This window comes from Pseudomonas sp. G3-39 (genome assembly GCF_054790485.1).
This window is the reverse complement of sequence record NZ_CP186497.1, coordinates 1,970,465-1,983,133: the sequence shown is the minus strand read 5'-3', so window position 1 is coordinate 1,983,133 and position 12,669 is coordinate 1,970,465. Positions and strand designations below refer to the sequence as shown.

The window sequence follows — 12,669 nt, the reverse complement described above, 5'->3', positions numbered from 1 at the left end:
CCTGGCAAAAGCTTTCACCCTGCTCGGCGAAAGTGGTGCGCAGGCTTTCGTGACGCGCCGCCACCGCGTTAAAGCTGCGCTCCAGCGCCGCCACATCCAGCCGCCCCTTGAGGCGCAGGGCGCTGGGGATGTGATACGCGGTGCTGTGCGGGTCCATTTGCCAGAGGAACAGTTGCCGTTCCTGAGCGTACGACAGAGGAATCGCCGCAAACCCGGAACGTGTTTCCGGGATCGGCAGGTTGGCCGGAGAGACGCCCTCTTCGAGCATCTTTTCCAGGTACAGCTTACGTTTGTCCAGCGGCAGAGTGATAAAGCGCTTGGCTACCCTCAAAGCAACACTCTTGTCCATCAGACTTCCTCCATATCGTCAAGCAGGGCTTCCAGCTTGCTCAGTTTCTGTTCGTTGATTGCCCCGCCTCCTGTATCGAGTCGAGCGACAAAATCGCTCAGGACGGGGTGCTGGAATAACAGTTGCGGGGTCAGCGTCAGGCCCAGTTCAAGAGCCATGCGCGACACCACGTTGACCGCCAGCAGCGAGTGCCCGCCGAGTTCGAAGAAGTGATCGTTCAGACCGATGCGTTGCACTTCGAGCACTTGCTGCCAGATCGCCGCGACCTGCTGCTCAAGCTCACTGTGCGGCGCGACATACGCGGCCTGCATCTGGCTGGCATCGACCGCCGGCAGGGCCTTGCGGTCGAGTTTGCCGTTGGGGGTCAGTGGCAACTGCTCAAGGAACAGCAGGTGCGCGGGAATCATGTAGTCAGGTAACGAAGACTTGAGGCCAGTCTTTAGTCCCTCGCGCAGTTGGCGCTGCGCGTCCCCGTCGTGCATCTCCAGTGACGGGGCAACCACATACGCCACCAGTTGCGCGCCGGTGTCGCTCTCGACGGCCAGCACCGCGGCCTCAGTGACTGCCGGTTGCGCGAGCAATCGCGCCTCGATCTCCCCCAGTTCGATGCGGAATCCACGAATTTTCACCTGATGGTCGATCCGGCCCATGTACTCCAGCTCGCCCTCCTCGCGCTCTCGAATCAGGTCGCCGGTGCGGTACATGCGCTCGCCGTTGCCGACGAAAGGATTCGGCACGAAGCGCTCGGCGGTCATCGCCGCACGCCCCAGATAACCGCGCGTGATGCCGGCGCCGGACAGGTACAGCTCGGCCGAAACGCCCTGCGGCACTGCGTGCAGATCAGCATCCAGCAGATGGCTGGCGCTGTGCTCGAGCGCGCGACCAATCCGCGCCTGGCCACCAGCACTGCGGCGGGTCCAGGTCGAATAGGTGGTGTCTTCCGACGGGCCGTACAGGTCGTAGACGTGCTCGACCGTCGACTGCTGATACAACGCCTCCACCAGCGCTTGTTTCAGCGGTTCACCCGCCAGATTGATGATGCGCACGCTTGGCGGAATCTGCCCGGCACGCTGTAGCGCAGCAATCGCCGACGGCACGGTATTGATCAGGCGCACCTGATCGCGGGCCGGCAGTTGCGGCAGCTCCAGCGCATTACGGGCGATGATCAGCGAGCCGCCGTTGGCCAAGGTGACAAACAGCTCCCACACCGACAGGTCGAAGCACACCGACGTCGAGGCCAGAACGCCTTGGATGTCGTCGCGGCTGTAGACCTTGGCCGACCAGTCGATCAGCGCCATGACGTTGCGATGGGCAATCGCCACGCCTTTTGGTTTGCCGGTGGAACCGGAGGTGTAGATCACGTAGGCGAGGTTATCCGGCTGCACCGCAGTCTGTGGTGCAACAGCCGAATAACCGCCCAACGAAACCTGATCCATCAGCAGCACTTGCGTATCGCCCGGCACGCTCAGGGTCGAGGCAACCGCCTGTTCGGTCAGCAACACCCGCGCCCGGCTGTCCTCCAGCATGTAAGCCACGCGATCGGCCGGGTAATCCGGGTCCAGCGGCACATAGGCGCCACCAGCCTTGAGCACCGCGAACAAGGCAATCAGCAACTGCTCGGAACGCGGCATGGCCACGCCCACCCGCACTTCCGGACCAACACCCAGCTCAAGCAGCTTGTGCGCCAGACGATTGGCCTGCGCGTCCAATTCACCGTAGCTCAGTTGCGTATGGGCGAAGGTCACCGCCAAGGCATCCGGAGTCGCCGCCACCTGACGGGCGATGGCTTGATGGATGCACAACTCGGTGGCGAAATCGCTGTTCACCTGCGGGCGGTGTTCGATCAGGTTCAGCTCGCTGAGCGCACGCTCACCGCCATCCGCCATCTGGCTCAGCAGACGCTGCAGATGCGCGCCCAACTGCGCCACGCTGGCCGCCGCGAAGCTGTCGCGCTGATAACTGAAATGCACCGACAGTTGCGCGCCCATGTTCACCAGCAGGGTCAGCGGATAGTTGGTCTGCTCCTGATTGGCCACCGCGCCGAAGCGCAGACCTTGCGGCGCACCGCGTTCCAGTGCTTCGCCGATCGGGTAGTTCTCGAACACCATCAGGCTGTCGAACAGCGCGTCACCGCCCTGCCCGGCCCAGCGCTGAATATCCGCCAGCGGCGTGTGTTCGAACTCGCGCGAGGCGAGGTTCTGCGCCTGCACCGCTTGCAGCCAGGCGATCACGCTCTGCTGCGCGGGCGGTGCGGCGATCACCGGCAGCGTATTGATGAACAGGCCGATCTGCGCTTCGGCACCCGGCAGGTCCGCCGGGCGCCCGGCGACGGTGGCACCGAACGCCACGCAATCCTTGCCGGTGTAGCGCTGCAACAGCAGCAGCCACGCCGCTTGCACCACGGTGTTGACGGTGACTTTCGCGGCCCGGGCAAACTCGCCCAGGCGCTGGCTCAGCTCAGCGTCCAGCACCTGGTAATGATCGCCATAACCCACGCTCGGCAAACCGGCGTGCGGCCGCGCGATGGCATTGGCCAGGCGCGTCGGTTCCTGCAGATTGCCCAGCGTCGCCAGCCAGTAGGCTTGCGCCGCCGCGCCATCCTGACATTGCAGCCAGGCGATGTAATCGCGGTAGCGACCCGCGCCACGGGCGACCGCTTCGCCGCTGTAGTGCTGCAACACTTCGCCGAGCAACTGCGCGCTGCTCCAGCCGTCCATCAGGATGTGATGGTTGGTGTAGATCAGGTGATAACGCTCGGCTGCAGTGCGCACCAGCACCAGGCGCATCAGCGGTGCACAGCTCAGGTCCAGACCAAGTGCGCGCTCCTCATCGGCGAGGGTTTGCAGCGCTGCCTCCAGATCAGTCCTGCCGTGCCAGTCGAGCACGCTGAACGGCACCTCGACCTGACGCTGCACCACTTGCACAGGTTGCGGTAGATCGCCTTGCCAGAAGAAGCCGCTGCGCAGGATGTCATGTGCATCCACCACCGCCTGCCACGCTGCGCGGAAGCGTTGCGGATCGACGCCGTCGACGTCCAGGCGCATCTGGTTGATGTAGTCGCCGTTGCCGTGTTCGAGCAAGGTGTGGAACAGCATGCCCTGCTGCATCGGCGACAGCGGATAAATGTCGTCGATGCCTTGCGGCTCCAGCACCAGCGCATCCAGTTGCGCTTGCGACAGTTGCGCCAGCGGGAAGTCCGACGGCGTCACGCCACGGTTGGCACTGTCGCAGCAGTGGCCGATCAGCGTGGTCAGTTCCTGCACATAGTCGTCGGCCAGACGCTGGATGGTGGCGGTGTCGAACATCGCGCCGCTGTAGGTCCAGCTCAGGTCCAGCTCACCGCCGAATACCTTGCTGTTGAGCGCCAGCGGATTGCCCAGCGGCCCTTGCAGATTGACCTCTGCGCCGCCGGACTCGCTGGTCGGCACGAACAGGGCATCGCTGGCAGCGTCGAAGCTGCCGTCGAACTGGCCGAGGTAGTTGAAAGTCAGGCGCGGCGCCGGCAAGGCTTGCAGGGTGGCACGCGCCGGCTCATCACCAAGGTGCGCGAGTGCGCCGAAGCCGATGCCCTTGTGGGGAATCGCCCGCAGCTGCTCCTTGATCTGTTTGAGCGAGGCGCCGAGTTCGGCGGCCGGTGCCAGACGCGCCGGGAATACGCTGGTGAACCAGCCCACGGTGCGGGTCAGATCGATGTGTTCGAACAGGTCTTCGCGACCATGGCCCTCAAGCAATACCAAGGCATTGTCGTCCCCGGTCCAGCGCACCAGCACCCGCGCCAGCGCGGTCAGCAACAGGTCGTTGACCTGGGTGCGATAAGCCGCCGGAGCTTCCTGCAACAGCTGACGGGTCAGGGTCTGATCGAGTTTGCTGCGCAGGGTCAGCGCCTGATCGTGTTGCTGACCACCCTGCGGCCGGTCGTAAGGCAAGGCCGCCGAAGCGCCCTGCAATTGCTGCTGCCAGAAGCCCAGCTCGGCCTGCAACGCAGGGGTTTGGGCGTAGTCCTGCAACGCTGCCGCCCAGGCTTTGACCGCACTGGTCTTGGCCGGCAACTGCACGGCGTTACCGGCGAGAATCTGCCGGTAAGCACGTTGCAAATCTTCGAACAGAATCCGCCACGACACGCCATCGACCACCAGGTGATGGACGATCAGCAGCAGGCGCTGACTGCCATCAGCCAGGTTCGCCAGCACCGCGCGGATCAGCGAACCGCCGCTCAGTTGCAGACTGCGCTGGGCCTTGTCGCCCAGTGCCTCAAGGGCGGCGAGATCAGCGACCTCGACTTGCCAGAGAATGGTTTCACCCGCTTGCGTGGCGACGTCGCGGTAGTGCGCCGACCAACCCGCAGCCTGCTCGACAAAGTCCAGACGCAAGCTGTCGTGCTGCACCACCAACGCATCCAGCGCTTGCTCCAGTACCTGAGCGTCCAGTGCCTGAGTCGGCTTGAGCATCACCGACTGGTTCCAGTGGTGACGGTCGGGAATCGCTTCGGCAAAGAATGTCTGATGAATCGGCAGCAGCGCGGTTTCGCCGGTTTGCGCATGCTGATCGATGGGCTGCACGGCTTCGCCGGTCTGCGCGACTGTAGCGAGGGCCTGAATGGTCTGGTGCTGGAACAGGTCTTTGGGGCTGAAGCGAATCCCGGCCTGCCGCGCCCGGCTGACCACTTGAATCGAGATGATCGAATCGCCGCCCAGTTCGAAGAAGTTGTCGCTGACACCGACTTGCTCAAGCTTGAGCACGTCTTGCCAGATCGCCGCCAGTTGCTGTTCCAGCGCCGTCTGTGGCGCGAGGTAGGCCTGTTGCAGTTGGCTGACGTCCGGTTTTGGCAGGTTCTTGCGATCGAGCTTGCCGTTCGGCGTCAGCGGCATGCGTTCAAGACGCAGGACATACGCCGGCACCATGTGCGCCGGCAGGCTGGCCTTGAGCTGCGCGCGCAGGTGGTCGGTGAACTCGGCACTCGCTGAATCGCCGACCACGTAGGCCACCAGACGCTTGCCACTGCCGGCACTGCCTTCCTGCGCCACGACCACCGCTTCACGCACGCCGTCGAGGGCTTGCAGCGCCGCTTCGACTTCGCCCAGTTCGATACGGAACCCACGAATCTTCACCTGATTGTCGATGCGATCCAGATAGTCGAACGTGCCGTCGACGCGCTGGCGCACCAGGTCACCGGTGCGATACAGCAAGCCGCCATTTGCGCTGAACGAGTCGGCGACAAAACGCTCGGCGGTCAGCCCCGGACGGTTCAGATAACCCCGCGCCAACCCGGTACCACCGAGGTACAGCTCACCGGCCATGCCTTGTGGCAGCAGGTTCAGATCGGCGTCGAGCACGTAGGCGCTGCGGTCGCCGATCCGGCTGCCGATCGGCGCGTAAGCGGCACCGCATGGCTCTTCACGGCCAGCCTTCCAGATCAATGGCGTGACCACGGTTTCCGTCGGGCCGTAGCCGTTGATGATGTAGTCCGGATCGAGCGCGCGTTTGACCCGTTCGAAACTGGCGCTCGGCACCGCATCGCCGCCGAAGCAATAGATCCGCACCTTCGGCGGGCTGCCGACACGCTCGGCGTGTTCGGCCAGTTGTTGCAGGTACACCGGCGGGAACGCAACCACGCTCACGCGGTGTTCGATCATCGCGTTATAGGTCTGCTCCGGCGTCCACAGCGTGTCGTCGCGAATCAGCAGCGAAGCCCCGTGGGTCAGGCTGGTCAGCCAGCGTTCGTGGGCGCCGTCGAAGGCGAACGACATGAAGTGGAATTCGCAGTCGCTGTCGCGCATTTCGTAGCGCTGACCGATGGCCTGGCAATGCATCGCCAGTGGGCCGTGGGCAACGCTGACGCCTTTCGGATTGCCGGTAGAACCGGAGGTGTAGATCACGTACGCGAGGTTGTGCGGATCGACTGGCACCTGTGGCGCCGTGATCGGCAATTCGCGCAGGTCGAGACGATCCAGTTCCAGCAACGGTACCGACTCGTCGACCGGCAACTGCGCCGACACCGACGAATCGCTGATCAGCAGCGCCAGCCCTGAATCCTCGATCAGATAGGCCAGGCGTTCACGCGGATAACTGGTGTCCAGCGGCACATAGGCACCGCCGGCCTTGAGCACCGCCAGCAGCGCGACGATCACCGCCTCGCTGCGCGGCAGGGCCACGCCGACCCGAGTCTCGGCGCCGACACCACGGGCGATCAGCGCGTGAGCCAGTTGATTGGCACGCTGCTCGATCTCGCCATAACTGAAATGCTGACCGTTGAAGATCACCGCGGTGCGCTGCGGACGCTCGGCCGCCAGCGCAGCAATGCGCTGATGCACCGCGATGTCCAGCGGGTATGGCTGCGGCTGGTTTTCGGCTTGCTGGCGGGCATGCTCGTCAGCACTGGCCAGAGCGATTTCGCCGAGGTTGCGCTCGGCCGACACGGCAAACTGCTCAAGCAATTGCAGCAGATGGGCACTGATGCCTTCGATCACCTCACCGGCAAACTGGCTGCGGTCGAAGCTGTAGTGCAGCGCCAGTTGCTGACCGAGGGTGACCGCCACGCTCAGGGCGTAGTGGGTCTGCTCAAGGTTGCCGACATCACCGAATGTCAGGCCTTGCCCGGCCTGGCTCAGCGCCTGGGCGACCGGGTAGTTTTCGAACACCAGAATGTTGTCGAACAGCGCTTCCCCGCCCTGCCCGGCCCAGCGCTGGATGTCCGCCAGCGGCGTGTGTTCGAAGTCGCGCAGGCTGAGGTTTTGCGCCTGCACCGCTTGCAGCCATTGGCCAACGCTTTGGTCCGGACGCGGCGCGCCGATCACCGGCAGGGTGTTGATGAACAGGCCGACTTGCTGCTCGATGCCCGGCAAATCCGCCGGACGCCCGGCCACGGTCGCACCGAACGCCACCGCCTCGTGACCGGTGTAGCGCTGCAGCAACAGCAGCCACGCAGCTTGCACGAGAGTGTTGACGGTGACTTTCTGCTGCCGGGCAAACGCTTCCAGCGCCTGAGTGCGCGGCACGTCCAGCGTCAGGTAATGGTCACCGTGGCCGCTGTCGCCTTCGCCGCCGGTAGCGGCGCGGGCCAGTCGGGTCGGCTCTTGCAGCGCGGCCAATTGACCGCTCCAGAAGTCCTGACTGAGCTGGCCGTCCTGACGTTGCAGCCAGGCGATGTAATCGCGATACCGTCCGCCGCCATGGGCCGGGGTGCGACCGCTGTAGCGCTGCAAGACTTCGCCGAGCAACTGCGAGTTGCTCCAGCCGTCCATCAGAATGTGGTGATGGGTGTAGATCAGGTGCCATTGCTCGGCAGCGGTCTGCACCAGCACCAGACGCAGCAACGGTGCATGGCTCAGATCGAATCCTTGCTGACGCTCGGCATCGGCGAGCGCCGCGAGGGCTGCCGGCTGATCGACGCGCTGGCGCCAGTCGAGGATGCTGAATGGCAACTGCACCTGCTTATGGACGATCTGTAGCGGTTGCGCCAGTTCGCCCTGCCAGACGAAACCGCTGCGCAGAATGTCCTGCGCATCGACGGTAGCCTGCCATGCGGCGCGGAAACGCTCAGGGTCAAGGCCTTGCACATCCACGCGCAACTGGTTGATGTATTCCCCCGCCGCTTGCTCGTAGAGGGTGTGGAACAGCAAACCCTGCTGCATCGGCGACAGCGGATAGACATCATCGAGCTGACCGGCCGGCACCGGCAGCGCATCCAGTTGCGCCTGGGTCACCCGAGCCAGCGGGAAGTCCGACGGCGTCGCTTGCGCGGTTTGCAGGCTGCAGCAGTGTTCGATCAGCGCCTGCAATTCGCTGGCGTATTGATCAACCAGGTGCTGCACCGTGGCGCTGTCGAACATCTCGCGGCTGAAGCCCCAGCTCATCGACAGTTCACCGCCATACACCTGACCTTCGACGGTCAGCCAGTTGCCCAGAGGCGCCGACGGATCCTGCGCCACGCCGCTGGTTTCAACAGCCGGCACGAACAGCGCCGCTTCGTCGAACTGGCGGTCGAACTGGCCGAGGTAGTTGAAGGTGATGCGCGGTTGCGGCAGCGCGGCCAGTTCGGCGCGCACCGACGGTGCGGCCAGATGCCGTAGCACGCCGTAACCCAGACCTTTGTCCGGCACCGCGCGCAGTTGCTCCTTGATCGCCTTGATCGAACCGTCGAGATCAGCGCTGGCGGTCAGGTTGACCGCGAACAGACTGGTGAACCAGCCCACGGTTCGGGTCAGGTCGACATCATCGAATAGGTCTTCGCGGCCGTGGCCTTCCAGTTCGATCAGCGTGCCCGGCTGCTGGCTCCAGCGGCTGATGGTGCGCGCCAGTGCGGTGAGCAACAGATCGTTGACCTGGGTGCGATAGGCGGCGGGCGCCTGTTGCAGCAACTGGCGGGTGCGCTCGGCGTCGAGACGCCATTCGATTTTCTCGCCATGCAGGTTGTGTAGGCTGCCATCCGGGCGGTCGCACGGCAGATCTTCGGCGCCCTGATGCTGGGCTTTCCAATAACTCAATTGCTCATCGAAGCGCGACGCTTCCTGCGCCAGACGCGCCGTCCAGCTCTGGAACGCGCTGGTCTTCGCCGGCAACTGAATGCCGCCACCCGCCGCCAGTTGCTCGTAAACCTGCTGCAAGTCTTCCAGCAGCACCCGCCAGGAAACGCCATCGACCGCGAGGTGATGAATGATCAGTGCCAGTCGTTGTGAGCCATCGGCCATCGTCACCAGCAACGCACGCAGCAGCGGGCCGTTTTGCAGGTCGAGGCTGCGCTGGGCTTCGTTGCACAGCGCCTGCAACTGTTCGGCAGATTTGGCATCGCGTTGCCACAGTTCAGCGCTGCTCAGCAGCGGGCCGTGGCTTTGCTGCCAGCCTTCGGTGCTTTCGACAAAACGCAGGCGCAAGACGTCGTGGTGATTGATCAGGTACGTCAGCGCCGCATCGAGCCATTGTGCGTTCAATGCCTCACGCGGGGTCAGCAGCAACGACTGGTTCCAGTGCTCGCGCACCGGCATCGCGCGGCTGAAGAAATCCTGCTGGATCGGCCCGAGCACGGCGTCGCCGGTCACCGGGCCCTGATCCACCGAGGACAGATGATCGTGGCTCGCGACCAGCGCCAGACTGCGCACGGTCTGGTACTGGAACAGGTCACGCGGGCTGATGCGGATCCCGGCCTGTCGCGCACGGCTGACCACTTGAATCGAGATGATCGAATCGCCGCCCAGTTCGAAGAAGTTGTCTTCGAGGCCGACGCGGTCGAGGCCGAGCACAGCTTCCCAGATCGCCGCGAGGGCTTTCTGCATGGCGTCCTGTGGCGCCACGAATGCCTGTTGCGGCGCGGCATCCGGTTGTGGCAAGGCCTTGCGGTCGAGCTTGCCGTTGGCGGTGACCGGCAATTTGTCGAGGGTGATCAGGTAGGTCGGCACCATGAACTCCGGCAAACTGCCGAGCAGCCACGCCTTGACCTCTTGCTGCCACTGCTCGTCTGCCTGCGGGTTTTCCAGCACCAGATAAGCCACCAGATGCTTGCCGCCCTGCACCAGCACCACCGCCTCACGCACCAGCGAGTGCTGCATCAGGCGGGTCTCGATTTCGCCCAACTCAATGCGCAAACCGCGCAACTTAACCTGATGGTCGAGACGCCCGAGGTATTCGATCACGCCGTCGGCACGCTGCCGCACACGGTCGCCGGTGCGGTACAGGCGCGCGCCGTCATGGAACGGGCACGGCACAAAACGTTCGGCCGTCAGCGCCGGGCGCTGGTGATAACTGCGCGCCAGCCCGGCGCCGCCCAGATACAGCTCACCGGCGACACCGCTCGGCACCGGCAGCAATTCGGCATCGAGGACATGGGTGCGCAGGTTGGCGATCGGCCGGCCGATCGGCACGCTGTCCGCGCCTTCATCGACACAGGTCCAGTGGGTGACGTCGATGGCCGCTTCGGTCGGGCCGTACAAGTTGTAGAGGCTGGCGTTCGGCAGTTTGGCGAAGACTTGCAGTTGCGCATCCAGCGGCAACGCTTCACCGCTGCAGACAATCCGCTTGAGTCCGCTGCAGCTTTCCACGCCCGGTTCGTGGATGAACGCCTGCAACATCGACGGCACAAAGTGCAGCGTGCTGATGCCGTGGCGGTTGATGCTATCGATCAGTTGCAGCGGATCACGGTGCGCGCCCGGCGCGGCCACCACCAGCCGTGCGCCGGTCAGCAGCGGCCAGAAGAACTCCCACACCGACACGTCGAAACTGAACGGGGTTTTCTGCAGCACCGAATCACTGGCATCCAGCGCATAGGCTTCCTGCATCCAGCACAAACGGTTGACCAGCGCCGCGTGGCTGTTGCCAGCGCCCTTCGGTTTACCGGTGGAACCCGAGGTGTAAATCACGTACGCCAGGTTCAGCGGATCGACGCTGACGTTGGGACGGCTATCGCTGTAACGGTCGAGCAGCCCCGGCTGATCCAGGGTGATGAGTTTCACTCCATCAGTCGGCAGCGCTGCCAGCAGCGCCTGTTGCGTCAACAGCAAGGTGATGCCGCTGTCCTCGATCATGTAGGCCAGACGCTCCTGCGGATACTCCGGATCCAGCGGCACGTAGGCGCCGCCGGCCTTGAGAATCGCCAGCAGCGCGACGACCATTTCCACCGAACGCAGGGCACAGACGCCGACCAGGCTGTCCGCCTGCACACCCTGTTCGCGCAACAGATGCGCCAGACGATTAGCTCGGGCATCCAGTTCGGCATAACTCAGGGTCTGTTCGCCGAATACCAGTGCCGGTGCCTGCGGCGTGCGCGCGACCTGTGCTTCGATCAACTGGTGAATCGGCGTGTCGCTCGGGTATCGCGCGTGGACGTTGTTCCAGTCGTGCACCAACGTGCGCTGCTCGTCAGCCTCCAGCAGCGGCAACTCACCGATGCGCTGCGACGGATCAGCGACCATCGCCGTCAGCAGGCGCAGCCAGTGCCGCGCCATGCGTTCGATGGTCGGTGCATCGAACAGGTCGCTGGCGTAGGTCAGCGCGGCGTGCAGCTTGCCGCCCTTCTCCCAGGTGTCCAGCGTCAGGTCGAACTGAGTGGTGCGGCTCTGCCAGTCGAGGCTGTCGAGTTGCAGGCCGGATGCGGTGCTAATGGTGGCGATATCGGCGACGTGCGGCTGATGGTTGTACATCACCTGGAACAGTGGCGTGTGGCTGAGGCTGCGTTCCAGCTTCAGCGCTTCGACCAGTTGCTCGAACGGCAGATCCTGATGCGCCTGGGCACCCAGCGCGGTTTCCTTAACCGCCCGCAACAGTTCATCGACCCGAGTCTGTCCGTGCAGCTGCGTGCGCAGCACCTGGGTATTGACGAAGAAGCCGATCAGGCCTTCGATCTCGCCGCGATTGCGGTTGGCGATCGGCACGCCGACCCGCAGGTCGGTCTGCCCGGTGTAACGGTGCAGCAGCGCATTGAAGGCGCCGAGCAGGAACATGAATAAAGTGACTTGATGCTGTTGCGCAGTGCTGCGCAGTTGCTCGGCGAGTTGGCCGTCGACCGCAAACTCGTAACGAGTGCCGCGATAGCTCGGCATCGCCGGGCGCGAATGATCCAGTGGCAGCTCCAGCACCGGGTGTTCGTCGCCCAGTTGCGCCTGCCAATAGTCGAGCTGGCGCGCCTGTTCACCGGCCTCCAGCCAGCGGCGTTGCCACAGCGAATAGTCGCTGTACTGGATCGGCAGTGGCGGCAATTGCGGCGTCTGACCGGCGTCGAACGCGTCGTAGCAACGGATGAATTCGTCGATCAACACGTTCATCGACCAGCCATCGGAGACGATGTGGTGCAGGGTCAGCAGCAGCACGTGTTCCTGCTCGGCAAGCTTGAGCAAGGTCACCCGCAGCAAGGGGCCGACCGCCAGATCAAATGGCAACACCGACTGCTGTTCGGCGGCACGGATCACCGCCTGCTCGCGCTCGCTGGCCGGCAGTGCGCTGAAGTCTTCCCGGTTAATCAGCAGCGGCGCGGTGGCTGGCACTTGCAGCAGGCTGTCATCGGCCTGGCGCTGGAACACCGTGCGCAGGGTTTCGTGGCGCTCCACCAGACTGGCGAAAGCTTGCTCCAGCGCCGCCAGGTTCAGTCGACCGTTGAGCCGCACCGCACCGGGCAGGTTGTAGGCGCCGCTCTGCGGATCGAGTTGCCACAGGAACCACATGCGTCGCTGCGCGTAAGACAGCGCCTGACGATCCTCGGCTGCGATGCCGGCGGGTATCGGGAACCGCGCGAAATCCACGCCCTCCTTGTGCAGGGCCGCGAGGAACATCTGGCGCTTTTCCAGGGGCAACCCGATAAACCGGCGAGCAAGTTTCAAGGAGTCTTCAGCATTCAT

At 64.2% G+C, this 12,669-nt stretch carries 2 protein-coding genes (1 of these 2 running past the window's edge); both read right to left on the bottom strand.

Going from position 1 to position 12,669, the window contains the following annotated elements; all coding sequences use genetic code 11:
• On the bottom strand, positions 1-349 hold the start of the coding sequence (locus ACOYXG_RS08935; protein WP_460357103.1) for a non-ribosomal peptide synthase/polyketide synthase. The gene continues 14,648 nt to the left of window position 1, outside the view; the window shows 349 of its 14,997 coding nt (coding positions 1-349); its start codon is at positions 347-349; its stop codon lies beyond the left edge, outside the window.
• The gene (locus ACOYXG_RS08930; protein ID WP_460357100.1) at positions 349-12,669 is read right to left on the bottom strand and encodes a non-ribosomal peptide synthetase; all 12,321 of its coding nucleotides are present in this window, start codon (positions 12,667-12,669) and stop codon (positions 349-351) included. The genes ACOYXG_RS08935 and ACOYXG_RS08930 overlap by 1 nt, the downstream gene beginning before the upstream one ends.

Excerpts from the sequence above, each read along its gene's own strand:
- ACOYXG_RS08930 (WP_460357100.1), bottom strand. The coding sequence starts at position 12,669 with ATGAATGCTGAAGACTCCTTGAAACTTGCTCGCCGGTTTATCGGGTTG.